Source organism: Leucobacter sp. HNU (assembly GCF_047946755.1).
Lineage (GTDB): Bacteria > Actinomycetota > Actinomycetes > Actinomycetales > Microbacteriaceae > Leucobacter.
The window spans coordinates 2,274,528-2,301,349 of record NZ_CP178837.1 but is presented as its reverse complement, the minus strand read 5'-3'; the positions used below and the strand labels follow the sequence as shown (position 1 = coordinate 2,301,349).

The following is a 26,822-nucleotide window of genomic DNA, read 5'->3' as shown; positions in this document are numbered from 1 at the left end:
GTATTCCGAGGGTGACGAGCGGGGTGACACCGGCCGCCCGGAGCGCGCGCGGGGTGTCAAGATCAGCGGTAGCTCCGGCGCGGTCCGCCGGAACGCATCCGCTCGATCTCGCCCGAGGAGGCGCTCAGAATGGCCTGGACACCCGAACCTCGCAGGACCCACCCTGCCCGGAAGACGCTGGGGGTGCTCGCGGCGGCGACGCTGATCGGCGCGGCCCTCGTGGGCGGCCCCTCGGCGCCGGGCGCGCTCGCCGCTCCCGGGAGCCCCGGCACTCCCGCCGCCCCCACACCCGTGTTCCTCGAGGACTTCACGGGGAACGGCAGCAACGCCGACCCCCAGGACATCACGGGGTTCGTCGGGGCGTCCGGCATGACGTACGTCGCCGACCCGCAGTGGACTCCCGCTGAGGGGCGCTGCAACGGCTGGGTGGCGAACTCGACCTCCGTGGCGCCGATCGCGACGGATCCCGGGTGCTCGGGAGGGTCGTGGGTCAACACCCAGACCGGGGGCACCGCGATCGGCGAGTTCCTCGGGCAGGGCGCTGCCGCTGCCGCGACGAACTTCGTGCTGAATGCCCAGACCCAGGGCGGCAGCAACATCAGCGGCGGCGTCGTGCTGCAGACGGCGAAGCCCGTGGCCGCTCCGCGGATCGGCGACCACTTCTACGCGCTCTCGGCTGTCGTGAGCGCCACCGGATGCGCGTCCGGCGGGGCCTCACTCGGCCTGTCGCTGATCGAAGGGTTCAGCGGAACCGGTCCCGCTCCCGGCACGGGTTCCGGTACGGTCACGTCCGTGAGCTCCGGGCACAATCCCTGCACCGCGCCCTCGCAGACCATCGGTACGGCGAGGGTCTCGACGATGACCTCGGCCGCCTTCAGAGTGGCGGCGAGCGCACCGATCGGGTTCCGGTTCTCGAATGCGAACGGGAACATCACGGGCAACGACACCAACTTCGACAACATCGGCATCGTCGACGTCACTCCGCAGCTCGACGCGGCCTTCGTGCCCGCCACGGTGGCCGCGGGCGCCACCACGAACCTCACCTACACGGTGACCAACACGAGCGAGCTCGGGGCGAAGTCGGGCTGGTCGTTCACCGACGGGCTGCCGGCCGGCCTCGTCGTCGCCGGAACCGCCACCACCACGTGCACCGCGGCGACCGTCACCGCGGCGAACGGCGGCACCGCGATCAGCGCAGGTGGCACCATCGCGTCCGGTGCCGCATCGTGCACGGTCACGATCCCCGTGCGGGCGACCGCGACCGCGCCCGCGTCCTACACGCTGCCCGCGACGAGCGCCGCACTGGGCCTGCTCGCGCCGTCCGCGGCGACCGTGCAGGTCGTGGCCGCCGCCGCCGACGCGGGCAAGGCGACCATCTCGGCCGCTCCCGCATCCATCACCGCGAACGGCAGCAGCACCTCGACCGTCACCGTCAAGCTCTTCGACGCGTTCGGCAACCCGCTGACCGCTGGCGGCGATACGGTCGCCATGAGCACCAGCAGCGGGACCCTCTCGAGCGTGACGGACCGGGGCGACGGCACCTACACCGCCGTCCTCACCTCGCCCACCGCAGCGGGCACCGGAACCGTCTCGTTCACGGTCAACGGAGCGGCAGCGACCGCGAAGGCGACGGTCGCGTTCACGGCGGGCACCGCGAGCGCGACGACCTCCACGATCGCGGCGGCGCCGAGCAGCATCACGGCCGACGGCAGCAGCACCTCGACCGTGACCGTGACCCTCAACGACGCGAACGGCAACCCGCTCACCGCGGGCGGTGCCGCAGTCACGATGGCGACGACGGCCGGCACTCTCTCAGCGGTCACGGACAACGGCGACGGCACCTACACGGCGACGCTGACCTCGCCGAAGTCGGTGGGCAGCGCGACCGTCTCGTTCGCGGTCGGTGGAACCACCGGCACGAGCACGGCGACGGTGACCTTCATCATCGGCGCTCCGGACGCGGACGCCTCGCAGATCGCGGCGGCGCCCGTCAGCATCGTGGCGGACGGCACCACCACCTCGACCGTCACCGTCACCCTGCACGACGCGAACGGCAACCCGTTCACGTCGGGCGGGAGCACCGTCACGATGTCGACCACGGCCGGGAGCCTCTCGAACGTGACCGACAACGGCGACGGCACCTACTCGGCGACGCTCACCTCCAGTACCGCTTCGGGCACCGCGACGGTCTCCTTCTCGGTCGACGGGACGCAGAGCAGCCGCACCGCGGACGTCGAGTTCACCGCCGGCGCCGTGAGCGCGGACGATTCCCAGATCACGGTCGGCGACTCGACGCTGACCGCCGACGGAACCAGCACCACCGCGGTCACCGTCACCCTGGTCGATGCCCACGGCAACCCGCTGCAGAGCGGCGGCAGCACCGTGACGATGTCGACCACGGCCGGGAGCCTCTCGAACGTGACCGACAACGGCGACGGCACCTACACGGCGATCCTCACCGCACCGACCGCTTCGGGCACCGCGACGATCTCCTTCAGCGTCGACGGCACCGAGGGCAGCAGCACCGCCGAGGTCCGGTTCACCGCCGGCGCCGTCGACGCCGATGGATCGACCATCGCAGTGTCCCCCGCGAAGATCCCGGCGGACGGCACCTCCACGTCGACCGTCACCGTGACCCTGGTCGACGCCCACGGCAACCCTGTGACCGGCGGAGCGCACGCGGTCACCCTGCGCACCACCGCGGGAACGCTCTCCGACGTGGTGGACAACGGCGACGGCACCTACACGGCGACGCTCACCTCGTCGAAGGCTTCGGGCACGGCGACGATCTCGTTCGCGGTCGACGGCACCGAGAGCAGCAGCTCCGCACAGGTCGAGTTCACGCCGGTCGCGGTGACCACGCCGCACCCGAAGCCGACTCCCGCGAGCCCGGCCCCGAACGGCGGACTCCCCACAACCGGTGGAGCACCGCTCATGGCCGGTGCCGCGGCGGCGATCCTCGCGCTGCTCGCAGGCGGGGCCGCGCTGGCCGCCGTGCAGGTCCGGCGCCGCCGCGCGGCGGTGAGTGACCGAACCGAGTAGCGCGAGCCGCTCGTGCGCCCGCGGCCCCCGACCACGCACCTCGCGTCGTCGGGGGCCGCGGGCATCGGGGAGGCCCGGGGCCGGCTCAGGAGCCGGTGTCGTCCGCCGACACGATCCTCGTCGCCCACCGCACGATCGCCGGATCCTCCGATTCCCAGTGCTCCACGACCTCGCCGCCATCGCAACGGCAGAGCGCGATGCGGCAGCGAGTGCCATCGGCGGATTCGACCCGCCAGGTCCCGCCGAACCCCTCCCAGTGCTCGATCTCGACCGGAGTCGGCTCCGGCTGGGATGCGGGGCGGGCCATGGCGGGGCTCGGTTCAGTTCCGGCCCGACACCACGGGGAAGGTGCCCGAGGGCGTCTCGCCCTCGTCGTAGACCGTCGCCGGAGCACCGATGATGCGGGAATCGGGGGTTCCGACGACCTTGCGGTCCTTGTCCGGGTAGTCGAACTGCGAGAGCACCCACCGCATCGCCTCCAGGCGTGCGCGCTTCTTGTCGTTCGACTTGACGACCGTCCACGGCGCCTGCGGAGTGTCGGTGTAGAAGAACATGGCCTCCTTCGCGGCCGTGTAGTCGTCCCACTTGTCGAGGCTCGCGAGGTCGGTGGGCGACAGCTTCCACTGCTTCACCACGTCCTGCGAGCGCGACATGAAGCGGTCGTGCTGCTCGGCCCGACCCACCGAGAACCAGAACTTGATGAGGTGCACGCCCGACTGCACGAGCATCCGCTCGAACTCCGGAGCGGAGCGCGTGAACTCGAGATACTCCTGCGGCGTGCAGTAGCCCATGACCCGCTCGACGCCGGCGCGGTTGTACCAGGACCGGTCGAACATGACGATCTCGCCGCCCGAGGGCAGATGCTGCACGTAGCGCTGGAAGTACCACTGGCTGCGCTCGCGGTCGGTCGGGATCTCGAGCGCGACGACGCGTGCGCCGCGCGGATTGAGGTGCTCCATGAACCGCTTGATCGCGCCGCCCTTGCCGGCGGCGTCGCGCCCTCGAACAGGATCACGATCTTCTGGCCGCTCTCCTTCACCCAGGCCTGCAGCTTGAGCAGCTCGATCTGCAGCTTGCGCTTCTCGCGCTCATAGGCCGCGCGCGAGAGTTTCACGTCGTAGGGGTATCCCTGGCGCCAGGGAGCCTCCGGCGAGACGTCGAGGCGGCGGGGGCCGCCCGCCCGACGGAGTTCGCCGAGCTCGTCGATCTCGGGCGTGACGTCGATCTGATCGGGGCCTGCGGCGACGAAGCTCGCGGCGTCCAACGGTTCGCTCATGGGGATCCTCACGGTCGGGATTCCAGCCTATGCCGATCCTGCGCGTGCGCGCGGCGTGTTGCGGTGAACGATCGGAGACGGGCCGTCAGTGGTCGGCGGAGAGCGCGGCACCCACCGCGGCGGCGGGGGAGTCCCCGTCGAGCAGACGGACGCGATCGGCGAGGGCGGCGCCCGCGAGGAACGGCGACGCCGACGCTCGCGCGTCGAGCTCGGCCCGGACCCCGTCGAGCAACGGCGCGCCGAGCAGTCGCAGCCCGCCGCCGATGACGATCGTCGAGGGATCGAGCGAGAGCGCGAGCAGCTGCACGCAGTGCGCTGCGCCCGAGACGAGCCGGTCGAAGGCGCGCCTCGCGTCCGCGTCGCCCGCCGCGATCGCCGCGAGGAGCACACGTCCCGGATGCTCGCCTCCGGCCGGCCACGTCCGCTTCAGCGCGGATCCGCTCGCGGCGGTCTCGAGGCAGCCGCGCTGGCCGCAGGCGCAGGGGAGGCCGGCGGAGTCGAAGGGCAGGTGCCCGATCTCGCCGGCGATGCCGGTGCCCCCGCGCCACGGGACCCCGTCGACGACGATCCCCGCCGCGAGACCGGTACCGAGGTTCAGGTAGGCGGCGGTGCCGCGCAGGCCCAGCAGGGATACGGCACCGACCGCGGCCGCGGTCACGTCGTTGTCGAGGGTCACGGGGAGGCCGATCCGCGCCGAGAGGTCGGGCCCGAGGGCGAGCGACCTGACGCCGAGGTTGACCGCGTCGTGGACGACGCCGCTGCTGCGGTCGATGCGCCCGGGGATCCCGATGCCCACCGAGGCGAATCCGTCGAGCGGTACGCCCGCGCGCTCGGCCAGCGTGCGCACGGCGAGTTCGCTCGAACGCAGCACCGCGGCCTCGCCGGGCTCGGTCGGGAGACGGAGGCTCCCGGTCACCGCCCCGGCGGGGTCGAGGGAGATCGCCTCGAGCTTGGTGCCGCCGATGTCGAGGCCGATGCGCGGCCGGGCGGATGCGACGCCGACGCTCATGCGGCCGGGGCCTCGAGCACCGACAGCAGCGCCGCTCCGACGAGTCGGGACGAACCAAAGGTCGAGAGGTCGGCGGGCGCCTCGGCGTCCGGCCAGCCCATCTCGATCGCGAGCACCGCCGTGCCGCGTTCGCGGAGCGCGGCGATCCCGGCGACGGCGAAGGGATACCGGTGCAGCTCCCGACCGATCACGATCACCGCGGATTCCTCGGTCCAGATCCCGGAGGTCTCGGCGTCGACGCGGATCTCCGGACGGGCGCGGAACGCCTCTGCCGCTCGAGCGGTGCCATCGAGCGGTGCCGTCGCCGCCGCGAAGGGCCCCCACGGCGCGAATCCCACCGCCATGTTCGCGACGGTCTCGACACGCACGACGGCGGCACCGGGATGCGCCCGGAGCCAGCCGTGCGCCCGGTCGGTCCCCGAGAAGGAGTCGGCGACGCGGAGCAGCTCGTCCGCGGTCACCGCGTCGCTCGCCGCGGCCTCCGCGGCGAGACCGTCGAGCGCCTCCGCGGCGATCGGCGGGACGGACGCCGCGAGCGAGCGAACCCGGGCGGCGGCGTCGCGCACGCGCACGGCCGTGAGCTCCCCGCCTCGATCGCGGCCAGGATCCGGTCCTCGATCTCGACGAACTGGGCGGGCGTGGTGCCCGGACCGATGCAGAGCAGATCGCAGCCGGCCGCGAGGGCGCGCGCCGCCGCGGCCGGGATCCCGATCTCGCCGCTGGCACCGCGCATGTCGAGCGCGTCGGAGACCACGACGCCGTCGAAGCCGAGCTGCTCGCGCAGGATTCCCTGCAGGATCGTGCGGCTGAAGGTCGCCGGGGCGTCGGGGTCGATGCGCGGGAGCAGGATGTGCGAGGACATGACCGTCTGCGCGCCGGCCGCGATGGCCGAACGGAACGGGACGAGCTCGCGCTGCGCGAGCACCTCGGGCGCGACGCCCACCACGGGCAGCGCCAGGTGGCTGTCCTGCGCGGTGTCCCCGTGCCCGGGGAAGTGCTTGGGGCAGGCCGCGACGCCCGCGGCCTGCGCGCCGCGCACCCAGGCCGCGACGTGCGCGGCCGCGCGCTCGGGGTCGGACGAGAAGCTCCGGGTGCCGATCACGGGATTGCGGGGGTTCGCGTTCACGTCGGCGTCGGGCGCGAGCACGAGCGAGGCGCCGGCGCTGCGCACCGCGCGGGCGACCCGGGCGCCGACCTCGGCGGTGTACTCGAGGTCGTCGATGCGGCCGAGGACCGCGGCGCCCGGGTAGGGTGCGCCGTCGACGTAGTGCAGGCGGGTGACCTCGCCGCCCTCCTCGTCGATCGCGACGAGCGCGTCGGGGCGTGCCTCGCGCAGGGAGCGGCCGAGCGCGCGCAACTGAGCGGCATCGCGCACGTTCTCGCCGTAGATGCAGACCGAGCGGAGGCCATCGCGCAGCGCGTCGCGGATCCACTCGGGCGCTTCGAGGCCGGGGAATCCGGGCATGAGCGTCGCGCGGACCTCGGCGCGGAGCCCCTCGGCGGGCGGGAGGGTCGTCGCCTGCACGCTCATCCCTTGACCGCCCCGCTGACGAGACCGCTGGTCATGCGGCCCTGCACGAACAGGAAGAAGATGATCACGGGGATCGCGACGAGGGTCGACGCGGCCATCACCTGGCCCCAGTCGATGGTGCGCGAGGCCGATTGCTGCACGAAACCGCGCAGCCACAGCGGCAGCGTGTGCGACTCGGAGTTCTGCAGGATCACCAGGGCGACCGTGAACTCGTTCCAGGCCTGCAGGAACGCGTAGACGCCGCTCGCGACGAGTCCCGGTGCCAGCAGCGGGAAGGTGATGCGCAGGAAGGCCTGGGTGCGGCTCAGCCCGTCCACCATCGCCGCCTCTTCGAGGTCGGCGGGCACGCCGGCGACGAAGCCGCGCAGCATCCAGATCGTGAACGGCACCACGGCCGCGATGTAGATGATGCTGACACCGATCACCGAGTTGAGGAGGTTCATCGAGTCCATCAGCTTGTACTGGGCGATGAACATGCCCTCGGCGGGGAGCATCTGGATGAAGAGCACCGCGAGGACGAAGCTGCGGCGGCCCTTGAACCGGAACCGGCTGATCGCGAGGGCCGCGAGGAACGCGAACGCGAGGCAGACCACCACCGTGATCAGCGCGATCACGACGCTCATGCCGAGCGCGGGGAAGAAGGTTCCGCCTTCGAGGATCTTCGCGAAGTTGGCGAAGGAGCCGCCGAAGGGCAGCAGCGTCGGAGTGGTCTGATCGAGCGTCACCGCGGGCAGCAGCGACGAGTTCAGCATCCAGTAGACGGGGAACGCCCAGATCGCCGAGAGCACGACGCCGAGCACGGCGACGAGCACTCGCCCGGTGCGACGGCTGGTGCTGCGGCGACCGGTGGTGCGACGGACGGGGGCGGTGGCGCGGCGGGGCGCTGCGATACTCATCGGCCCTCGTCCTCCTTGATCAGATTCCGGACATAGGCCCAGCTCAGGGCGATGGTGAGCAGCAGCACGAAGATCGACATTGCGCTCGCCATCGCGAAGTCGCTGGATCCGATGCCGAGCTGGTAGATGTACGTGCCGAGCACGTCGGTCTGGCTCGCGATCGAGCCGCGATCCTGCAGCATCTTGATCTGCGTGAAGACGCGCAGGTCCCAGATGATCTGGAGCAGCATGACGATGCCGAGGACCGGCTTGATGATCGGGAGGATGATGAGGCGGAGGCGCTGCCCCGGCGAGGCGCCGTCCATCTGCGCGGCCTCCAGCACCTCGCCGGGAACCTGCGTGAGGCCGGCGTAGATCGAGAACGCGACGAAGGGGACGCTCATCCAGACCACGACGATGAGTGCCACGAGGAAGAACGAGAGCGGGTTCTGCAGCCAGTTGTGGCCGTCGAAGGGGAGGCCGAGGCCGGTGAGCAGCCAGTTCACGAGACCGCGGCGCCAGTCGAAGATCCAGTTCCAGATGGTCATCGCGGCGACGACCGGGGTGGCCCAGGCGAGCAGCAGCGAGATCTGCAGGGTGACCCGCACCCAGGTCGCCGCGGCCTGCATGATCAGCGCCAGCCCGAGGCCGACGGCCATCGTCACGGCGGCCGTGACGAGGCAGAACAGCACCGAGCGGATCACGACGATCCAGGTCTCGGCCGAGGTGAAGAGCTCGGCGTAGTTCGCGAACCACACGAACTCCGGCGGCTTGCCGAACTGCTGCGCGAGGCCGAAGTGCTGCATCGAGGTGATCAGCTGCCAGACGACGGGGTAGCCGAGTGCGAGCAGCACGATGAGGGTCGCCGGGAGCAGCAGCGCGTACGGCACGAACGTCGACGGACGGCGCGGCTTGCGAACGGTGGGTTCGGAGCTCATCGAGCGGCCTTTCTGAGTGGGGTGCGGAAGGAGGTCGTCATCCTGCGCGACGGAGCGTGGTCGTCATCCTGCGCGACGGAGGAGTCGCAGGATCCCGGAACCGGGCCGGGATCCTGCGACTCGCTGCGCTCGCGCAGGATGACGCTGAGGGCTGCGCCCTCGGCGTCACTTCTGGTTGAGCAGTGCGTCGAGCTTGGCGTTGGTGTCCTTCGCCAGCTTCTCGAGATCGTTCGAGTCGCGGATCTGGGAGAAGAACTCCTCCATGATGTTCTTCGCCTCGATCGACGCCCAGCCCGGGGCCGCCGGGGTCAGCTTCGAGTTCGACGCCGACTCGACGAGGGCCTTCGCGAACTGGTCGTCGCCGAGCGAGGAGGTGTACTCCTGGTTCGCCGGGCCGAGGCCGTTCTTGCCGAGCATCTCCTGGTACTCCTTGGAGAAGATGATCCGCATCAGATCCTTGGCGAGCGCCGGCTCCTTGGTGGCGGCCGAGATGCCGATGTTCGAGCCGCCGGCGAAGACCGGGGCGGGCTTGCCGTCGTTGCCCGGGAGCACGAAGGTGCCGAAGGTCGTGTCGTTCCACACGCGGGTCGGCTCGCCCTTGTCGTCCTTCTTCAGGTCGCCGATCGACCAGTGCGCCCAGCCCGGCGCCATGATCGTGGCGGCGCTCAGCGACAGGTTCTGCGTGACCTGGCCGGCCTCGTCCTTGACCTCGTCCGAGTCGTTGAGGAACTGGTACTGGTTCGCGTCCTTGGCATCGTTCGGCGCCTTCGACGCGGTGCGGTAGATCTCCTGCAGCTGCTGGAGTCCCTTCAGCGACTCGGGGGAGTCGAGGGTGGCCTTCCACTTGCCGTCCTTCAGCTGGGCGATGTCGCCGCCGTTGGCGAAGATCCACGAGACGCCGTCGCGCCAGTCCTGGCCGCCCAGGTAGAAGCCCGAGAAGTTCTTGATCCCCTTCGGGTTCTTCTCGGCGATCGTCTTGACCGCCGCGTTGAACTCGTCGAGCGTCTTGGGCACCTGCTGCCCCGCGGCGCTCCAGATGTCCTTGCGCATGAACATGTAGCGCGACCCGAAGTAGTAGGGGAGCGTGTAGTTCTTGCCGTCGACCTTGCCGGCGTCGACGAAGGACTGCAGCAGGTTCTTGCCGCCGAGCTCATCGTAGATGTCGCTCACGTCGAGGAAGGCGCCGACGTTGGTGAAGGTCGGCGACTGCGTGTTGCCGATCTCGGTGACGTCGGGGGTGTTGTTCTTGTCGGGCAGCGAGGTGGTCAGCTTGGTGACGATGTCGCCCCAGGTCTGCTCCTCGATCTTGAGCTCGGCCCCGGTCTTCTTCGTGAACTCCTTCTTGAGGTAGTCGCGGAGCTCTTTGGGGGTGTCGGCGCCGATCACCCACATGGTGATCGACTTGCCCTTGTTGTCGCTGCCCGCGGTGTTCGCGCTGCCCTGCGAGCAGCCCGAGAGCACGAGAGCGGAAGCGACGGCCGCGGCGGCGAGGCCGACGAGCGTTCTCTTCTTCATGGTGATTCCTTTCTGGGGTGCGGTGCCGGCGGTGCCGGTCCGCGGGGTCTTGCGTCGGTGAGGTCTGCGCCCGCGGGCGGTGGGTCAGGTGATGCCGAGCTGCGCCTGGAGCACGAGCGCGGTGGCACCGCGCAGGATCAGGTCGGAGCCCTGCGAGCTCGTGCGGATGACGAGCCCGCGGTGCGACTCCGGCAGCGTGCGCCGCTGCAGGATCTCGAGCGTGGCCTCCGCGAGCACGTCGCCGACGAGCTCCTGGGGGCCGGCGAGCACGATCTCGGAGAGGTTCAGTGCGCCGACGACGGGCGCGAGAGCCGTGCCGAGGCGCTGCCCCGCCTCGCGGAGCACGCGCTCGCGCCCGTCATCGCCGGCTTCCGCGAGCGCCGCCGTGAGTCCGGGGACCGACAGCCAGTGCTCGAGCACCTGCTCGCGGGAATAGGGGGCATCGAGCGGAAGGTCGGAACCGACCATCACCTGCCCGATCTCGCCGCCGGCGAAGCAGCTGCCCACCACGGGCACGCCGCCGACGATCAGGCCGGAACCGAGGCCGTGCCCGATGGCGATGAGCATCAGGTCGTCGCCCGCGCCGCCGAAGTTGTGCTCGGCGAGGACGCCGGCGTTGCCGTCGTTGGCGACGACCGTGGGCAGGCCGGTGCGCTCCTGCAGGATCCGCTGGAGCGGCACGTCGGCCCAGCCGAGGTTCGGCGCGGTGCGCACGGTGCCTCCGTCGTCGACGACGCCCGGGGTGCCGACGCCGAGCCCGAGCAGCGAGAGGCCGGTGCGGGAGACGAGCTCTTCGGCGAGGGCGACGGTGCGTTCGACCGCAGCGTCGCCGACGGCGCCGTCGAGCGGGGCGTCGGCGCGGTGCAGGATCCGGCCGTCGAGGTCGAGCACGGCGCCGCGGAAGCGGCGGTGGTCGCTGAGGTCGAGGCTGACGATCGCGTGGGTGTCGCGCGCGAGGTCGACGAGCATGGCCGGCTTCCCCGGGCCGGTGACCTCCCGGGTGCCGAGCTCGAGCATGAGCCCCTCGGCCGTGAGCTCGGCGACGAGATCGGAGACGGTGACCTTGGTGAGCTGGGTCGCTCGGGCGATGTCGGCCCGGCTCGCGGGGCCGCTCCGGTAGACCGTCTGGAGCACGAGCGTGCGGTTGTGCCGTCGAGCGTCGCCGGGGAGCGCCTTCGCTCCGACACGGAGCGCGCCGGGCGCACGCCGAGCGGGTGCGGGAGAGCGCTGCATTGCGGGGTCCATGCGAGTTAGTAAAGCGTACAAACTAATATTGAGCAATATCGGTCGCGGAGATTTCCGATCCGTGACCGAACCGTGACCGAGGCATGGCGCGCTTCGCAGGTCGGCGGCAAAGTCTCACCCTAAAGCTGAACGTGAGCCGAGTGCGCTGCGGCGAGGGGTCTCGGCGAGCGCCGGGGCCGTTTGATACCGTGATCGGGTGTCTGCGTTCGCCGTCAGCGTCCGCGGATCCGTGCACGACGAACAGGTAGAGGTGGGTTCCGCATGACCGAGCGCCGCAAGGCCAACCGCGCCCGCTGGGGCATCCTTGGCGCGCTCGTCATCGCAGCGACCCTGCTGACGGCGCCGCCGGCGACCCCGCCCGCGGCGCACGCCGTCGATCTCCCGACCTGGGACGACGTGCAGCGCGCCAAGGCGAACCAGGCCGCGACCGACGCCAAGGTCAAGGAGATCGAGCAGCTCATCGTCGGCCAGAAGAAGGAGCTCGATCGCCTGCGCAACCTGCACAGCGACAAGATCGAGGCCAAGAACCTGGCGCAGCAGAAGCTCGTCGAGGCGGGGAAGCGGGCCAGCACGCTGGAGGCCGCTGCCGCGGCCAGCAAGAAGGAAGCGGATCAGGCGAAGGAGCAGGCCGCCGCGCTGGTCGCCCAGATGTACCGATCGGGCGGCGTCGACCGCAACCTCGAGCTGTTCCTCGACTCCAACAAGGACACGGCCGACGCGCTGCTCGGGCGCCTCGCCTCGATGTCGAAGGCCACCGAGCGCAACACCGTGCTCTCGGAGCAGGCGGAGCAGAGCACCAACAACGCCGAGTCGCTCGGCAAGCAGGCCGAGGCGGCGAAGGCCGAGCGCGACCGGCTCAGCAAGGAGGCGGAGGTCGCGGAGAAGGCCGCTGCGGATGCCGTGGCGAATCAGGGCGAGGTCGTGCGCAAGCAGGAGGACCAGGTCAAGGTCCTGGAGACCCAGCTCGCCGCGCTGCAGGACAAGACCACCAAGACGGTCGCGGGCTACCAGGAGCGCCTGCGTCAGGAGGAACTCGAGCGGCAGCGGATCGAGGCCGAGAACCGCCGGATCCAGGAGGAAGAGCGCAAGCGCCGCGAGCAGGAGAACGCCGGCGGAGGGAACACCGGCGGAGGCAACCCGCCGATCAACCCCAACCCAGGTGGTGGAGGAAACAACGGCAGCAGCAACGGCTGGCTGATCCCCGTCACCGGTTACTTCGTCTCCGAGGGCTTCCGCCCGCCGGGCCGGCCCGACCACACCGGCATCGACCTCGCGACCGCGTACGGCACCCCGATCCGCGCCGCGATGTCGGGCACAGTCGCATCGGCCTACTGGGACGGCTGCGGCGGCAACATGGTCAGCATCAACCACCCCAACGGCTGGCAGACCCGGTACGCCCACATGGCGAGCTGGTCGCTCGTCGGCAACGGTCAGTACGTGCAGCGGGGCCAGGTAGTGGGTTACGTCGGCAGCACCGGCTGCAGCAGCGGCCCGCACCTCCACTTCGAGATGCGTCCCGTCCAAGACAACAACTGGTCCGACTTCGTGAACCCGGCGTTCGTCATCAACTTCTGAGACGGGCCGGTACGTCGAAGGGGCGGGGATCATGAGATCCCCGCCCCTTCGACGTACCGGAGCCTGCGGCTCCGCTGCTTCAGCGGCCCTCGGCCTGCAGCCGCTCCTGACTGCGGGGCGCTCGTTCCTCGCGCCCCGCATCCACCTCAGTGCTGGTCTGCGAGTCGCTGACGAGCCTCGACGATGAGCTGCTCGGCGTCGGCGGCCGAACCCCACGCGTCGACCTTGACCCACTTGCCGGGCTCGAGGTCCTTGTAGTGCTCGAAGAAGTGCTCGATCTCCTTGCGGGTGTACTCCGGGATATCGGAGACGTCCTGGATGTGGGCCCAGCGCGGGTCCTTGTGCTGCACCGCGATGACCTTGTCGTCACCGCCGGCCTCGTCGCTCATCTTGAGCACGCCGACCGGGCGCACCTTGACGCCGACACCGGGGAACACCGGGTAGTCGAGCAGCACGAGCACGTCGAGCGGATCGCCGTCCTCGCCGAGGGTCTCCTCGAAGAAGCCGTAGTCGGTGGGGTAGACGAAGCCCGTGTAGAGCACGCGGTCGAGGTACACCCGGCCGGTCTCGTGATCGACCTCGTACTTGTTGCGGCTCCCCTTGGGGATCTCGATGACGGCGTCGAATGCTGCGGTCATGTGCGGCTCCTTGCGCTGTAGTTGAAAGCGATGTGCACGGATGCGGGATCCGGGCGCGCCGGATCACGGGTCAAGCGTACCCGCCCGCGCCGCCGCGCCCGCGTGCGGGACACCGGGAAACCGGGGTCGGCACCCCGGAGAGACGCTCAGCCGATCGGCACGTAGGCGACGACGTGCAGGCCGGCGGCGTCCGACGGCACGAGCCGGTGGTGTTCGAAGCGGCGCTCGCCGTCGGGCAGGACGAAGACGCGCGTGCGCGAGGTGAAGCGCTCGATCGCGTGCTCCGCCCACTGCGCCCGGAAGTCGGCGCTGGCCTCGCGCAGCCGCGCCACGAGCGCCCGGTGCCGGTCGGAACTCAGGCGCACCCCCGATTCGGTGCGGAACTCGGCCAGGAAGCTGCGGCTGTCGCGCTCCCAGTCGGGCAGCATGCTCCGCAATCGGGGGTCCGTGTAGACGAGCCAGATCAGATTGCGGTCTTCGGGCGCCAGCGCGGCGATCGGCGGGTAGAGCTCCGCGTATCCGTCGTTCCATCCGACGATCGCCCAGTCGGCGGCCACGATGAAGGCGGGGAAGGGGAGCGCGTCGACGAGGTGCTGCAGGTGCTCGGGGGCCGCCTCGGGCGTCGGATCCTCGGATCCCTCGGCGGGCGCCGCGAGCGCGACGACGTAGGCCGTCTCGTCGGGCGAGAGGCGCAGCACCCGCGCCACCGCCGTGAGCACCTGGTTCGAGACGTTGATGTCGCGCCCCTGCTCGAGCCAGGTGTACCAGCTCACGCTGACGCCTGCGAGCGCCGAGATCTCCTCGCGGCTGAGACCGGTCTCGCGTCTGCGGGCACCCCGGGGAGTCCGAGCTCGGCGCGGCGGAGCGCGCGTCTGCGAGTGGCGAGGAACTCGCCCAGCTGCTCGCGTCGGGGAGTGCGGGGTCGGATCACGAACCAACAGTACTGCGAGTACCAGTACCCGTGCTGACTTTGCGTTCCCCGCGAACTCCGCCAAAATGCGGAGCATGGTCATCTATCGTTCCCACACGGTCACCCACGGACGCAACATGGCGGGCGCCCGCGCGCTGTTCCGCGCCGCCGGCGTCAACGGTGCCGATCTCGGCCGCAAGCCGATCATCGCGGTCGCGAACTCGTTCACCGAGTTCGTCCCGGGGCACACGCACCTCGCCCCCGTCGGACGCATCGTCTCGGACGCCATCACCGCCGCGGGCGGCATCCCCCGAGAGTTCAACACCATCGCGGTCGACGACGGGATCGCGATGGGCCACGGCGGCATGCTCTATTCGCTGCCCTCGCGCGATCTGATCGCCGACTCGGTCGAGTACATGGCCAACGCGCACTGCGCCGACGCGCTGATCTGCATCTCGAACTGCGACAAGATCACCCCCGGGATGCTGCTTGCGGCCCTGCGCCTCAACATCCCGACGGTGTTCGTCTCGGGCGGCCCGATGGAGTCGGGTCGGGCGGTGCTCGCGAACGGCATGGTACGCACGCTCGATCTCGTCGACGCGATCTCCGAGGCCGTGAACGAGAACGTCTCCGACGAGGACATCCAGAAGATCGAGGAGTCGGCCTGCCCGACGTGCGGTTCGTGCTCGGGCATGTTCACCGCGAACTCGATGAACTGCCTCACCGAGGCGATCGGCCTCTCACTGCCCGGGAACGGCTCGACCCTGGCGACGCACACCGCCCGCCGCGCGCTCTACGAGAAGGCCGGCGCGCTGGTCGTCGACATCACGAAGCGCTATTACGAGGGCGACGACGCGTCGGTGCTGCCGCGCAACATCGCGACCCCCGCCGCCTTCGGGAACGCCATGGCGCTCGACATCGCCATGGGCGGTTCGACCAACACGATCCTGCACCTGCTCGCCGCGGCGCACGAGGCCGGGGTCGACTTCGGCCTCGACGAGATCGACGCGGTCTCGCGCCGCGTCCCCTGCCTCGCGAAGGTCGCCCCCAACGTGGCGAACGGCAAGACCTACTACATGGAGGACGTGCACCGCGCCGGCGGGATCCCCGCCCTGCTCGGCGAGCTGCGCCGCGGCGGGATGCTCGACGACCAGGTGCACACGGTGCATGCGGCGACGCTCGGCGAGTGGCTCGACGAGTGGGACGTGCGCGGCGGCAAGGCCAGCGACGAAGCGTTCGAGCTGTGGCATGCGGCGCCCGGCGGCAAGCGCTCGTCGACCGCGTTCTCGCAGTCGGAGCGCTGGCGCGACCTCGATCTCGACGCCGAGAACGGCTGCATCCACAGCGTCGAGCACGCCTACTCGAAGGACGGCGGCCTCGGCGTGCTGCGCGGCAACCTCGCCGTCGACGGCGCGGTCGTCAAGACCGCGGGCGTCGACGAATCGATCTGGACCTTCTCGGGACCCGCCGTGGTGTGCGAGTCGCAGGACGAGGCCGTCGAGAAGATCCTGAACAAGCAGGTGACCGAGGGTGACGTCGTCGTGATCCGTTACGAGGGCCCCAAGGGCGGCCCCGGCATGCAGGAGATGCTCTACCCGACCTCGTTCCTCAAGGGCCGCGGCCTCGGCAAGGCCTGCGCGCTGGTCACCGACGGCCGCTTCTCCGGCGGCACCTCCGGGCTCTCGATCGGGCACGTCTCGCCCGAGGCGGCCGCGGGCGGCGTCATCGCCCTCGTCGAGGACGGCGACATCGTGTCGATCGACATCCCCACTCGCAAGCTCGCGCTCGACGTGCCGCAGGAGGAGCTCGACCGCCGCCGCGCCGAGCTCGAGGCGAACGGCGGGTACCGCCCGAAGAGCCGCGTGCGCGAGGTCTCGCCGGCGCTGCGCGCCTACGCGGCGTTCGCCCAGTCGGCCGACAAGGGCGCGGTGCGCGTGGTGCCCGAGGCCGGCACGACCGTCACGTTCTGAGCGCAGGATCGTGACGCCGCGCCTCCCGCCGCTCGACCCGGCGGTCGCCGAGATCCGGCTCGCGCTGCGGCGCGCGCTGGGATCCGGCGACGCCTCCATCGCGCGGGACGGCGGAGGGAACGGCCCCTCCCGTCATCCCGCGCGAGTTCGCGAGTCGCAGGATCCGGTCCCGTCCCTCGTGCTCGTCGCCCTGTCGGGCGGGGCCGACTCGCTGGCTCTCGCGGCCGCTGCAGCGCACGAGGCGCGCTCGGGCACGTACCGCTTCGGCGCGGTGGTCGTGGACCACGGACTGCAGGCGGGGTCGGCCGCCGCAGCCGAGCGAGCCGCGGAGCAGGCGCGGGCGCTCGGCCTCGATCCGGTGCTCGTGCGGCAGGTCGTCGTCGAGGCCGCGGGTCCCGACGGGCCGGAGGCCGCCGCCCGGCGCGCCCGATACGCCGCGCTCGAGGCCGCGGCCGACGACTCTGGCGCGGTCGCGATCCTCACCGCCCACACCCGCGACGACCAGGCGGAGCAGGTGCTGCTCGGCCTTTCGCGCGGCTCGGGCACCCGATCCATCGCGGGAATCCCCCGCGCCGCGGGCGGATCCTGCGTCCCCTGCTGGGGGTTCCGCGATCCAGCACCGAGGCCGCCTGCGCGGCGCAGGGACTGGACCCCTGGACCGATCCGCAGAACGCGGACCCGGTGTTCGCCCGCGTGCGGGCCCGCACCACCGTGCTGCCGGTCCTCGAGCGGGAGCTGGGTCCCGGCGTGGCCGCGGCGCTCGCCCGCAGCGCCGAGCAGGCGCGCGAGGACGCGGACGCGCTCGACGGGATGGTCGACGAGTGCATCGAGGAACTGGTCGAGTTCGCCGAGGCGGGGATCGCCGTGCGGATCCCCGCACTCGCCGCGAATCCGGCTGCGATCCGGCACCGGGTGATCCGCCGGGTGGCGCGCGACGAGTTCGGGGCCCTGCTCTCGCGGACCCACACGCTCGAGATCGATCGGCTCATCACCGAGTGGCGCGGTCAGGGACCGCTCACCGTCCCCGGCGCTACAGTAGTTCGTGCCGGTGAGCGCCTCGTGTTCACCGCTGCCACACCTTTCGAGCGAGAGCAGGAGTCACATGGACGCGTCCCACCTCGGCGATGACCTCACGGTCGTGCTGCACACCGAAGCCGAGCTGCACGCACGGCTCGCGGAGCTGGCGCGCGAGATCGAAGCCGACTACCGGGACGAGCCGCCGCTGCTCGTCGGCGTGCTCAAGGGCGCCGTCATGGTCATGGCGGATCTCTCGCGCGAACTCCGCTTCCACGCCGAGATGGACTGGATGGCCGTCAGCTCCTACGGTGCCGGCACCAAGTCGAGCGGCGTCGTCAAGATCATGAAGGATCTCGACGCCGACCTGACCGGCCGCGACGTGCTCATCGTCGAGGACATCATCGACTCCGGACTCACCCTGTCCTGGCTGAAGGAGAACCTCGAGAGCCGCGGGGCGAAGTCGGTGCGCATCTGCACCATGCTGCGCAAGCCCGAGGCGATGAAGGTCGACCTCGAGGTCGACTACGTCGGCTACGACATCCCGGTCGACTTCGTCGTCGGCTACGGGCTCGACTACGCCGAGCGCTACCGCAACCTGCGCGACGTCGCGATCCTCGCACCGCACGTCTACAGCGAGTAGCCGGGCGGTTCGGGGCCGTTCCTCGGTTCGCCCTCGGCGGAAGCCGGGGGCGTTGTCAGACCGGGCGGCTACGCTTGCACTCGTGAAGTCCGGTGCGGCACGCGCCGCATCGGCATCGCGGTCGAATCGACATGCGGCGGACGGGCTGAGCTCAGCGCACCCGCCGGACCCAGAAAGGGCCCAACGTGGCTGAGACACTGTCCAAGGGGAAGAAGCTGTTCCGCGGCCCCCTGATCTACCTGATCCTCGCGCCCATCATCGTGCTGGTCGGGTGGATGCTGATCATGGGCGGCGGTTCGCGCGAGGTGAAGACCGAGCGCGGTCTCGAACTGCTGTCGGAGGGCAAGGTCAAGCAGGCCGAGATCATCGACGGCGACCAGCGCGTCAACCTCACGCTGAACTCCGTCGACAAGAAGACCGGCACCGACGAGGTCTTCTTCTACTACGTCGGGCCCCGCGGCGAGTCCGTGGTCGAGGCCGTCACCAAGGCCGCTCCGAAGAACGGCTACACCGACCAGGTGCCGCAGCCCAACCCGCTGTGGTCGCTGCTCGGCTTCCTGCTGCCCGTGCTGCTCATCGGCCTGTTCTTCTGGTGGATGCTGTCGTCGATGCAGGGCGGCGGCAACAAGGTCATGCAGTTCGGCAAGTCCCGGGCGAAGCTCGTCTCGAAGGAGGCGCCGACCGTCACCTTCGCCGACGTCGCCGGCGCCGACGAAGCGGTCGAAGAGCTGCACGAGATCAAGGACTTCCTGCAGGACGCCTCGCGATTCCAGGCGGTCGGCGCACGGATCCCCAAGGGCGTGCTGCTCTACGGCCCTCCCGGCACGGGCAAGACCCTGCTGGCGCGCGCGGTGGCCGGTGAGGCCGGCGTGCCCTTCTACTCGATCTCGGGATCCGACTTCGTCGAGATGTTCGTCGGCGTCGGCGCGAGCCGTGTGCGCGATCTCTTCAAGGAGGCCAAGGCGAACGCGCCGGCCATCATCTTCGTCGACGAGATCGACGCGGTCGGCCAGCGCCGGGGCCAGGGCATGGGCGGCGGCCACGACGAGCGCGAGCAGACGCTCAACCAGCTGCTCGTCGAGATGGACGGCTTCGATCCCAAGACGAACGTGATCATGATCGCGGCGACCAACCGTCCCGACATGCTCGATCCCGCGCTGCTGCGCCCGGGCCGCTTCGACCGTCAGATCGGCGTCGACGCACCCGACATGGCGGGCCGTCGCAAGATCCTCGAGGTGCACTCGGCGGGCAAGCCCCTCTCGAAGAACGTCGATCTCGACGTCGTCGCGCGCAAGACCCCCGGCTTCTCGGGCGCCGACCTCGCGAACGTGCTCAACGAGGCCGCGCTGCTGACGGCGCGATCGCACGCGCAGCTCATCGACAACCGCGCGCTCGACGAGGCCATCGACCGCGTGGTCGCCGGCCCGCAGCGCCGCACCCGGGTCATGAAGGACCAGGAGAAGCTGATCACGGCGTACCACGAGGGCGGCCACGCGCTCGTCGCCGCGGCGCTCAACCACACCGACCCGGTCACCAAGATCACGATCCTCCCGCGCGGCCGCGCGCTCGGCTACACGATGGTGATCCCGCTCGAAGACAAGTACTCGGTTACGCGCAACGAGCTGCAGGATCAGCTCGCCTACGCCCTCGGCGGGCGCGTCGCCGAAGAACTGGTGTTCCACGACCCGACCACGGGCGCGGGGAACGACATCGAGAAGGCCACCGGCACGGCGCGCAAGATGGTCACCGAGTACGGCATGTCGGCCTCGGTCGGCCCGGTCAAGCTCGGTCAGGCGCAGCCGGGCGCGTTCCTCGGCGAGTACGGGCAGAGCCGCGACTACTCCGAGGGCATCGCCGTCGAGATCGACGCAGAGGTGCGGGCACTCATGGAGCAGGCGCACAACGAGGCCTACGAGGTGCTCGTCCTGAACCGCGACATCCTCGACGACCTGGCGCGCGAACTGCTCGAAAAGGAGACGCTCGACCACATCCAGATCGCCGAGATCTTCCGCGACGTGAAGAAGCTCCCCGAACGCCCCACCTGGCTCTCGCACCAGGAGCGTCCGGTCTCCGATCGACCGCCCATCGAGGTGCCCGCCTCGGTCGCCACTGACGCGCCCCAGGCGGCGCCGCAGGCCCCGGCTGCTCCGCAGGAGCCGACCGGGCCGCAGGCTCCGCCGGTGCCGCCGGCTCCCGCGGGACCGAGCGCCGAATCATGACCCCGAGCGTCGATCGCCCGCGCATCGCCGCCGCCGTGCGGGAGCTGCTGGCGGCGATCGGCGAGGATCCCGATCGCCACGAACTCGCGAGCACTCCCGCTCGCGTGGCCGACGCCTACGCCGAGTTCTTCTCCGGCGTGGGCGTCGACCCGTCGGCGCACCTCGCCGACGCCGTGCCGGTGGGGGACCGTCCGGGCGAGCTCGTGCTGCTGCGCGACATCGCGCTGCGCTCGGTCTGCGAGCACCATCTGCTGCCCTTCCGCGGGCGCGCTCACATCGCCTACCGGCCCGCCGAGCGCGTGGTCGGGCTCAGCGCGATCCCGCGCGTCGTCGAGACCCTCGCATCGCGGCCGCAGGTGCAGGAGCGGCTCGGCGAGCAGATCGCCCAGGTGCTGGAGGATGGCCTCGATCCTGCTGGAGTCCTCGTGGTGCTCGAGGCGAGCCACGGCTGCGTCGCCGATCGCGGTGTGCGCCAGACCGATGCGGTCGCCGTCACCATCGCCTCCCGCGGCACCCTCGCGGAGCCGGCTGCGCGCGCGGACATCATGGCCCTGCTCGGAAAGCGCTCCGATGACTGAGGTCATGGGCGTGCTCAACGTCACGCCCGACTCGTTCAGCGACGGCGGCCGGTTCGACGCTCTCGACGCGGCGATCGCCCGCGGACACGAGCTCGTCGCGCAGGGCGCCACCATCGTCGACGTCGGCGGCGAATCGACGCGTCCGGGAGCCGAGGCGGTCCCCCCGGCGGAGGAGCAGCGCCGCGTCCTCCCCGTCATCCGCGCCCTCGTCGAAGCCGGCGCATCCATCTCGATCGACACGATCCACGCCGAAACCGCCGAGGCCGCGGTCGCGGCCGGAGCCTCGATCGTCAACGACGTCTCGGGCGGCCTGCACGACCCGCGCATGGTCGAAACCGTCGCCGCCTCCGGGGCCGAGTTCGCGATCGGGCACTGGCGCGGGATCCCGGACCCGGCGCACCGGCGATCCGGCTACCTCGACGTGGTCGGCGAGATCCGCGAGGCGCTGGCGCGCTCGGCGGAGCGCGCGGTCGCTGCCGGTGTCGACGCCCGGCGCGTCATCCTCGACCCCGGCCTCGGCTTCGACAAGACCGCCGAGCAGGGCTGGCGCCTCCTCGCACGGCTGCGCGAGCTCGGCGGCCCGGAAGCCCGGATCCTCGTCGGTATCTCACGCAAACGGATGCTCGGCGAACTGCTCGACGCGCTGCCGGAAGCCGCGCGCGGCACGGGCGGCCCGATGGCCCGCGACCTCGCGACCGCGGTCACGAGCGCCCTCGCCGTCCGCGCGGGAGCCTGGGGCGTGCGCGTGCACGACGTCCCGTCCACCGTCCAGGCGCTCGCCGTGGCCGGTGCCTGGGCCGCGGCCGAACGCGCCGAATCGTCGCCGGATTCCGCCCCCGCACCGTCTTCGGTGCCGGTCTCGGCGCTCGCGCCCGCGCCCACCCCGGCGCTCCGACCCGGCCGCTCCGCCGCGGGGACCGACCCGGTCCCTGAGCCGATGCCCCGGTTCGACGGTGACCTGATCCGCCTCTCGGGCCTCGAGGTCCGCGCCCACCACGGCGTCTTCGACTTCGAACGGGAGCGGGGGCAGCGATTTGTGATCGACGCCGAGGTCTCGGTCGACCTCGGTGCCGCGGCCCGCAGCGACGAACTGGCGCGCACCGTGCACTACGGGGAGCTGGCCGAGGCCATCTCGGCCGCGGTCGAACGAGACCCGGTCGACCTCATCGAGACGGTCGCCGAACGCGCGGCCGACGTCGCGCTGAGCTTCGACGGAGTCCGGGCCGTCCGCCTCACCGTGCACAAGCCCGAGGCCCCCATCGACCTGCCGTTCGGCGACGTGTCGGTGACGGTCGTCCGTGCGGCGGCCGGTTCCGGTTCCGGTTCGGGTTCCGGTTCCGCGGGAGGCTCCGAATGATCGCCCAGCTCGTCCCCGTCGTGCTCGCCTTCGGCGCCAACCTCGGCGACCGGGGCGAGACCATCGCCGACGCGCAGGCCGAGATCCTCGCCGCACCGGGAATCCTGAGCCTCAGCGCCTCGCCGCTGCGCGAGACGATCGCGCTCACGCTCGACGGACCCGACCCCGACGCGCCCCGCTACATCAACGGGATCGCCATCGCCGAGACCACGCTCGATCCGCACGCCCTCCTCGACCTGCTGCAGCGCATCGAAGCGGAGCACGGGCGCACGCGCGACGTCCGGTGGGGCGACCGCACGCTCGACATCGACCTGATCCTCTACGGCGGACGCAGCATCCGCGACGCCCGGCTCACCGTGCCGCACCCGCGCGCTCACGAGCGCGACTTCGTGCTCGCGCCGTGGCTCGATCTCGATCCTCACGCCGTGCTGCCGGGCCACGGGCCGGTCGCGGCACTGCTCGAACGGGTCGGAGACTCGACGACGCGCATCGAGGACGGGGGCGCGCGCTGATGCAGCGGGAGCATCGCACCGCCTGGATCTGGCTGCTGGTCCTCGGGATCGTCGGCGCCGGGGTCGGCGCGCTCGTGCAGGCGCAGCGCTCCGCCGTCGGCATGCCACCGCTCGTTCCGCCCCTCTCGCTCTCGGCCACCCTCAGTGTGCTCGCGGGCGTGCTGCTGGTGCTCGGCATCCTGCTGCGCCGTGCGGTGACGCATCGGGCCGATCGCATGGTCAATCCGTTCCACGCCGTCCGCCTGCTCGCGGCCGCGCGGGCCGCTCAGTTCGTCGGCGCGCTGTTCGGCGGATTCGGCCTCGGCGCGCTGCTGCCGCTCGGCGCGCGCAGCGTTCCCGCGCCGGGCGCGACCTGGGCTCCGATCCTCGCGACCGCGATCACCGGCGCGGTGCTACTGGTCGTCGGGATCCTGGTCGAGCACTGGTGCCGCGTCCCGCCGAGCGACGACGAGGACGGCGAGGGCGGCGGCAGCGGGACCGGCGGGGGAGCCGTCGGCCGTCCGGGTGAGGAGCCCGCGCCGCACGCCACCCGCACTCGGCCCCGCGACACCTGAGGCGGGGCGCCCAGCGCTCACGGCGTTGCGTACCCGGGTCGTCGGGTCCGGGTGCTTCGGACCCGGGGGCTTCGGGCTCGAGGGGTACCGGGTCGTCGGCGGATGCGTCGTCGGGTCGAGGGCCGGGGCGTCTGTCGAGGGCCGGGATGTCTGTCGAGGGCTGGGGCGTCTGTCGAGGACCGGGATGTCTGTCGAGGGCCGGGGTACCTGTCGAGGACCGGGGCAGCTGTCGAGGACCGGGGCAACTGTCGAGAGCCCGGAGAACCCGCGCAAGTTCGGCCGGTCCTCGGCACTCGGCCCGCTCTCTGAAGGGGGTGGGACGGGCGAAGAAGGTCGAACCGAACCGAACCGGACCGAAACGGGAAGGACCGGGCCGCGCCGAAGACGGCCGCATCGCACCGAATCGCACCGAAGCGTTCCGGGGCACCGGCCCCCCCGTTCCGGGGCACCGGCCCCCGTCCCGGGGCACGGGCCCCCGTTCCGGGGCACCGGCCCCCGTTCCGGGGCACGGGCCCCCGCTCCGGCTCCGCCGCACCGGACCGGGTTCGCCGTAGAGTGGGAGCGTGACACAACCGGCGCATCCAGAACCCCACTCCACTCAGCCCGTCGCCCGCCACGGCGCCGCGAGCGAGACGTCCGCGACCGCGTGGCTGCGGGTCTCGCCGAAGTACGCCTGGGTCGACCTGGTCGGCAACCTGATCCCCGTCGTCATCGCGGGCGCCGCCGCATACGTGATCCCGACGTTCATCCGCCAAGACGTGCCGGTGCTCGTCGTCATCGCGCTGGCCGTGATCGCCGCCGCGTTCCTCGTGAACGCGATCCTCGCCTTCCGCCGCGTGCGCGCCATGGGCTATGCGCTGCGGGAGGACGATCTCGTGTTCCGGCGCGGCATCATGTTCGAGCGCGTCGTCGCCGTCCCGTACGGGCGCCTGCAACTCGTCGACGTCACCCGCGGTCCGCTGCTGCGCGCGCTCGGTCTCGCGAACCTGAAGTTCGTCACCGCGGCCGCGGCGACCGGCATCGCCCTGCCCGGCCTCGTCGACGCCGACGCGGAGGCGCTGCGCGACGAGCTGATCCGCCTCGCCGAGTCCCGGCGGTCGGGGCTGTGAGCGACCCCGCGATCCCGGCTCGACCGGCGATCCCGAGCGACGGCGAATGGCGGCGGCTGCACCCGCTCTCGCCGCTGCTGCGCGGCGGGCTGTTCGTGCTCGTGCTGTTCGGCATCATCGTCGCCAACCTGCGCGATCAGCTGATCAGCCTCGTCATCGGGAACTCGAGCTGGGATCAGAGCCCGGAGAACGGCGGCATCGGCTACATCCTCGAGCACGGTCTCGTGGTCGTGGCGCTGCTGGTCGTGGCGGCGATCATCGCGCTGGTGATCCTGTTCTCCTGGCTGTCGTACCGCTTCGCGCAGTTCCGCATCGCCGACGATGCGGTGGAGCTGCGCCGCGGCGTCCTGTTCAAGCAGCACCGCCGGGCACCGCTCGACCGGATCCAGGCGGTGGATCTGCAGCGCCAGCTGCTCGCCCGCGTGCTCGGCCTCACCCAGGTCGAGGTGCAGACGGCCGGCCAGGGCGGCAAGCTGACCCTCGCCTACCTCGGGCACCGCGATGCGCAGGCGGTGCGCGAGCAGATCCTCCGCCTCGTGCGGGCGCAGGCCGAGGGCGCGGCAGCGGGTGCCGAATCGGCCGGGTCAGCGGCCGACGCCGGGCGCTCCGGATCCCGCCTCGTGGATGCGCTCGACCTCGAGGCGCGCGTCACCGATTTCGCCGACGACGACGTCGACCAGGGCGCCCGGATGGCCGGCACCCTCGTCTCCGTCCCGCTCGGGCGCCTCGTCGGCAGCATCCTGCTCGGTTGGGGGTTCCTCGTCGCGATCGTGCTGGTGGGCGTGGTCGGCGGTTTCGTGATCGCCGGCCACCCCGCAGCTCTCGCCGGCCTGATCCCGATCGCCATCGCCTCGGTCGCGGTGATCGTGAGCCACTTCAACCGCGGCTTCGGATTCACGCTCTCGCGCTCCGACGACGCGATCCGGATCGGTGCGGGCCTCACCGCCACCCGCACCGAGACGATCCCGTTCGCCCGCGTGCACGCCGTCGACGTCCGGCAGCCGCTGCTCTGGCGGCCGTTCGGCTGGTGGCAGGTGCGGATCACCCTCGCGGGGAACGCGAGCAACGGTTCCGACGGCCAGAAGGTCGCCGGGATCGTGCTGCCCGTCGGCACGCTCGACGATGCGGTGCGCGTGACGCAGACGATCCTGGGCGACCGCGATTTCTTCGCGGCGAGCGGGGGCGGCACCGAGGGGCCGCTCTCGTACGCCGTGCTGAGCGACGGGATCGCGGGGGCGGGTGGCGGCTACCTGGGCGCCGGGCCGCGCAGCGCGCTCGTGCTCTGGGGCGCGCGTCGCCGCACGGGGATCGCAGTGACCCAGCCGGGTCCGGGCTCCCCGCACACGCTCGCACTGATCCGCCGTGGCGTGCTCACGCGTGGCTACGCGCTCGTGCCGCTCGCCCGAGCCCAGTCGGTGCTGCTGCACCGCACCTGCTTCCACCGTCTGCTGGGTCTCGCCCGGGTCCGGGTGCACACGGTCTTCGGCCCCGTTCCCACCGAGGTCGCGGGCCTCGAACTCGATCACGCGCGCAGGCTGTTCGAACAGCTCGCGGCGCAGGCCGTGGCGGCGCAGCGCGACGACGTGGCCGGGGCCGCGCGATGAGCGAGGCCCGACGCGACGGGCGGCTCGGGATCGGGATCGTCGGTGCCGGCCGGGTCGGCCCCGTGCTCGGCAGCGCGCTCGCCGGAGCCGGTCACGCGATCACCGGGATCTCGGCCGTCAGCGAGGAGAGCCGCGAGCGGGCGGAGGCCATGCTGCCGGGAGTCCCCGTGCTCGAGGTGCCGGAGGTCGTGCGTCGTTCGGAGCTCGTGCTGTTCGCGATCCCCGGCGAGGAGCTCCCGGGACTCGTGCGCGGACTCACCGAGACCGGGGCCTGGCAGCCGGGCCAGCTGGCCGTGCACACGGCAGCCGAGCACGGCTACGGCGTGTTCGCGCCCGCGCTCGCGACCGGCGTGATCCCGCTCGCTCTGCACCCGGCACTCGTCTTCACCGGCACGAGCCTCGACCTGACGCGGCTCGCCGAGTCGACGATCGCGGTCACGGCACCCGCCCCCGTCCTGCCGATCGGCCAGGCGCTCGCGGTCGAGATGGGCGCCGAGCCGGTCGTGGTGGCCGAGCAGGATCGGCCCGCGTACGCCGAGGCGCTCGCTGCGGCGCGCGAGTTCTCGGGCGCGGTGGTCCGGCAGGCGCTCGAGGCGCTGGACGGGATCGGGCTGGAGCAGCCCCATCGGGTGATCGGCGGTCTCGTTCGTGCTTCGGTCGAGGAGGCGCTCGCGCGGGCCGTTCCCCACGTCGAGTAGCCGAGACTGA

Annotated in this window: 22 protein-coding genes and 2 pseudogenes; 13 read left to right on the top strand and 11 right to left on the bottom strand. The window is 71.5% G+C overall.

All coding sequences use genetic code 11. The annotated features are described in order from the left end of the window. The first annotated feature begins 129 nt into the window (after positions 1–129). A complete protein-coding gene (locus AB3K78_RS11305; RefSeq protein ID WP_416443287.1) occupies positions 130–3,042 on the top strand; it encodes an invasin domain 3-containing protein in 2,913 nt (970 codons plus the stop codon). Between the two features lie 85 nt (positions 3,043–3,127). Here the strand turns inward: AB3K78_RS11305 and AB3K78_RS11300 are convergent, their stop codons facing one another. From AB3K78_RS11300 to AB3K78_RS11260, 9 genes and pseudogenes are all read right to left on the bottom strand, one after another. Then, on the bottom strand, positions 3,128–3,349 hold the full coding sequence (locus tag AB3K78_RS11300; RefSeq protein ID WP_416443285.1) for a hypothetical protein: 222 nt from the start codon (positions 3,347–3,349) through the stop codon (positions 3,128–3,130). Between the two features lie 13 nt (positions 3,350–3,362). After that, positions 3,363–4,318 (bottom strand): annotated as a pseudogene (ppk2, locus tag AB3K78_RS11295) (polyphosphate kinase 2). A gap of 85 nt (positions 4,319–4,403) precedes the next feature. Further along, complete coding sequence (locus AB3K78_RS11290) at positions 4,404–5,327, bottom strand: ROK family protein (RefSeq protein WP_416443283.1); 924 nt, start codon at positions 5,325–5,327, stop codon at positions 4,404–4,406. Then, positions 5,324–5,788, bottom strand: coding sequence for a hypothetical protein (locus tag AB3K78_RS11285; protein ID WP_416443281.1), 465 nt, complete (start codon positions 5,786–5,788; stop codon positions 5,324–5,326). The genes AB3K78_RS11290 and AB3K78_RS11285 overlap by 4 nt, the downstream gene beginning before the upstream one ends. Further along, the gene (locus AB3K78_RS11280; RefSeq protein ID WP_416443279.1) at positions 5,785–6,852 is read right to left on the bottom strand and encodes a glycoside hydrolase family 3 protein; all 1,068 of its coding nucleotides are present in this window, start codon (positions 6,850–6,852) and stop codon (positions 5,785–5,787) included. The genes AB3K78_RS11285 and AB3K78_RS11280 overlap by 4 nt, the downstream gene beginning before the upstream one ends. Positions 6,853–6,854: 2 nt before the next feature. Next, complete coding sequence (locus AB3K78_RS11275; protein ID WP_416443277.1) at positions 6,855–7,754, bottom strand: carbohydrate ABC transporter permease; 900 nt, start codon at positions 7,752–7,754, stop codon at positions 6,855–6,857. Beyond that, positions 7,751–8,671 (bottom strand): carbohydrate ABC transporter permease, encoded by a 921-nt coding sequence (locus AB3K78_RS11270; RefSeq protein WP_416443275.1) that lies wholly within the window; start codon positions 8,669–8,671, stop codon positions 7,751–7,753. The genes AB3K78_RS11275 and AB3K78_RS11270 overlap by 4 nt, the downstream gene beginning before the upstream one ends. Positions 8,672–8,836: 165 nt before the next feature. Further along, positions 8,837–10,186 carry an extracellular solute-binding protein gene (locus tag AB3K78_RS11265; protein WP_416443273.1) on the bottom strand — a complete coding sequence of 450 codons (1,350 nt, stop codon included), beginning with the start codon at positions 10,184–10,186 and terminating at the stop codon, positions 8,837–8,839. Positions 10,187–10,270: 84 nt separating this feature from the next. After that, complete coding sequence (locus AB3K78_RS11260) at positions 10,271–11,431, bottom strand: ROK family transcriptional regulator (protein WP_416443271.1); 1,161 nt, start codon at positions 11,429–11,431, stop codon at positions 10,271–10,273. 261 nt (positions 11,432–11,692) lie between these two features. Here AB3K78_RS11260 and AB3K78_RS11255 point away from each other — a divergent pair, with 261 nt between their 5' ends. Continuing rightward, on the top strand, positions 11,693–13,006 hold the full coding sequence (locus AB3K78_RS11255) for a peptidoglycan DD-metalloendopeptidase family protein (RefSeq protein ID WP_416443269.1): 1,314 nt from the start codon (positions 11,693–11,695) through the stop codon (positions 13,004–13,006). A gap of 146 nt (positions 13,007–13,152) precedes the next feature. Here the strand turns inward: AB3K78_RS11255 and ppa are convergent, their stop codons facing one another. Further along, positions 13,153–13,644 carry an inorganic diphosphatase gene (gene ppa, locus AB3K78_RS11250; protein WP_416443267.1) on the bottom strand — a complete coding sequence of 164 codons (492 nt, stop codon included), beginning with the start codon at positions 13,642–13,644 and terminating at the stop codon, positions 13,153–13,155. Positions 13,645–13,790: 146 nt separating this feature from the next. Further along, positions 13,791–14,417, bottom strand: coding sequence for a helix-turn-helix transcriptional regulator (locus AB3K78_RS11245; protein WP_416443265.1), 627 nt, complete (start codon positions 14,415–14,417; stop codon positions 13,791–13,793). A 232-nt stretch (positions 14,418–14,649) separates the two neighbouring features. On the opposite strand from AB3K78_RS11245, the gene ilvD reads away from it, so the two are divergent. The 11 genes and pseudogenes from ilvD (at position 14,650) to AB3K78_RS11190 (ending at position 26,812) form a co-directional block, all read left to right on the top strand. Beyond that, the gene (gene ilvD, locus AB3K78_RS11240) at positions 14,650–16,524 is read left to right on the top strand and encodes a dihydroxy-acid dehydratase (RefSeq protein WP_416443263.1); all 1,875 of its coding nucleotides are present in this window, start codon (positions 14,650–14,652) and stop codon (positions 16,522–16,524) included. Positions 16,525–16,534: 10 nt separating this feature from the next. Next, positions 16,535–17,652: pseudogene (tilS, locus tag AB3K78_RS11235) on the top strand (tRNA lysidine(34) synthetase TilS). Continuing rightward, entirely contained in the window at positions 17,627–18,181 is a 555-nt protein-coding gene (gene hpt / locus AB3K78_RS11230; RefSeq protein WP_099722936.1) for a hypoxanthine phosphoribosyltransferase, read from the top strand. The pseudogene tilS and the gene hpt overlap by 26 nt, the downstream one beginning before the upstream one ends. 185 nt (positions 18,182–18,366) lie before the next feature. After that, positions 18,367–20,400 carry an ATP-dependent zinc metalloprotease FtsH gene (ftsH, locus tag AB3K78_RS11225; RefSeq protein WP_416443260.1) on the top strand — a complete coding sequence of 678 codons (2,034 nt, stop codon included), beginning with the start codon at positions 18,367–18,369 and terminating at the stop codon, positions 20,398–20,400. Further along, a complete protein-coding gene (gene folE, locus AB3K78_RS11220) occupies positions 20,397–20,978 on the top strand; it encodes a GTP cyclohydrolase I FolE (RefSeq protein ID WP_416443258.1) in 582 nt (193 codons plus the stop codon). Before ftsH ends, folE begins: the two co-directional genes overlap by 4 nt. After that, a complete protein-coding gene (folP, locus tag AB3K78_RS11215) occupies positions 20,971–22,335 on the top strand; it encodes a dihydropteroate synthase (protein ID WP_416443256.1) in 1,365 nt (454 codons plus the stop codon). The genes folE and folP overlap by 8 nt, the downstream gene beginning before the upstream one ends. Further along, complete coding sequence (gene folK, locus AB3K78_RS11210; RefSeq protein ID WP_416443254.1) at positions 22,332–22,847, top strand: 2-amino-4-hydroxy-6-hydroxymethyldihydropteridine diphosphokinase; 516 nt, start codon at positions 22,332–22,334, stop codon at positions 22,845–22,847. The genes folP and folK overlap by 4 nt, the downstream gene beginning before the upstream one ends. Next, positions 22,847–23,401, top strand: a complete 555-nt coding sequence (locus AB3K78_RS11205) for a DUF3180 family protein (RefSeq protein ID WP_416443252.1) — start codon at positions 22,847–22,849, stop codon at positions 23,399–23,401. Before folK ends, AB3K78_RS11205 begins: the two co-directional genes overlap by 1 nt. Positions 23,402–23,964: 563 nt before the next feature. Then, complete coding sequence (locus AB3K78_RS11200; protein WP_416443250.1) at positions 23,965–24,510, top strand: PH domain-containing protein; 546 nt, start codon at positions 23,965–23,967, stop codon at positions 24,508–24,510. Further along, on the top strand, positions 24,507–26,114 hold the full coding sequence (locus AB3K78_RS11195; RefSeq protein WP_416443248.1) for a PH domain-containing protein: 1,608 nt from the start codon (positions 24,507–24,509) through the stop codon (positions 26,112–26,114). Before AB3K78_RS11200 ends, AB3K78_RS11195 begins: the two co-directional genes overlap by 4 nt. Then, complete coding sequence (locus AB3K78_RS11190; RefSeq protein ID WP_416443246.1) at positions 26,111–26,812, top strand: DUF2520 domain-containing protein; 702 nt, start codon at positions 26,111–26,113, stop codon at positions 26,810–26,812. Before AB3K78_RS11195 ends, AB3K78_RS11190 begins: the two co-directional genes overlap by 4 nt. Positions 26,813–26,822: the final 10 nt, after the last annotated feature.

Coding starts and splice junctions, on each gene's coding strand:
- AB3K78_RS11260 (WP_416443271.1), bottom strand. CDS start 11,431: ATGGACCCCGCAATGCAGCGCTCTCCCGCACCCGCTCGGCGTGCGCCC.
- AB3K78_RS11290 (WP_416443283.1), bottom strand. CDS start 5,327: ATGAGCGTCGGCGTCGCATCCGCCCGGCCGCGCATCGGCCTCGACATC.
- AB3K78_RS11270 (WP_416443275.1), bottom strand. CDS start 8,671: ATGAGCTCCGAACCCACCGTTCGCAAGCCGCGCCGTCCGTCGACGTTC.
- ppa (WP_416443267.1), bottom strand. CDS start 13,644: ATGACCGCAGCATTCGACGCCGTCATCGAGATCCCCAAGGGGAGCCGC.
- folP (WP_416443256.1), top strand. CDS start 20,971: ATGACTGAGGTCATGGGCGTGCTCAACGTCACGCCCGACTCGTTCAGC.
- AB3K78_RS11190 (WP_416443246.1), top strand. CDS start 26,111: ATGAGCGAGGCCCGACGCGACGGGCGGCTCGGGATCGGGATCGTCGGT.
- AB3K78_RS11275 (WP_416443277.1), bottom strand. CDS start 7,754: ATGAGTATCGCAGCGCCCCGCCGCGCCACCGCCCCCGTCCGTCGCACC.
- hpt (WP_099722936.1), top strand. CDS start 17,627: ATGGACGCGTCCCACCTCGGCGATGACCTCACGGTCGTGCTGCACACC.
- folK (WP_416443254.1), top strand. CDS start 22,332: ATGATCGCCCAGCTCGTCCCCGTCGTGCTCGCCTTCGGCGCCAACCTC.
- AB3K78_RS11205 (WP_416443252.1), top strand. CDS start 22,847: ATGCAGCGGGAGCATCGCACCGCCTGGATCTGGCTGCTGGTCCTCGGG.
- AB3K78_RS11305 (WP_416443287.1), top strand. CDS start 130: ATGGCCTGGACACCCGAACCTCGCAGGACCCACCCTGCCCGGAAGACG.
- AB3K78_RS11300 (WP_416443285.1), bottom strand. CDS start 3,349: ATGGCCCGCCCCGCATCCCAGCCGGAGCCGACTCCGGTCGAGATCGAG.
- AB3K78_RS11265 (WP_416443273.1), bottom strand. CDS start 10,186: ATGAAGAAGAGAACGCTCGTCGGCCTCGCCGCCGCGGCCGTCGCTTCC.
- ilvD (WP_416443263.1), top strand. CDS start 14,650: ATGGTCATCTATCGTTCCCACACGGTCACCCACGGACGCAACATGGCG.
- folE (WP_416443258.1), top strand. CDS start 20,397: ATGACCCCGAGCGTCGATCGCCCGCGCATCGCCGCCGCCGTGCGGGAG.
- AB3K78_RS11255 (WP_416443269.1), top strand. CDS start 11,693: ATGACCGAGCGCCGCAAGGCCAACCGCGCCCGCTGGGGCATCCTTGGC.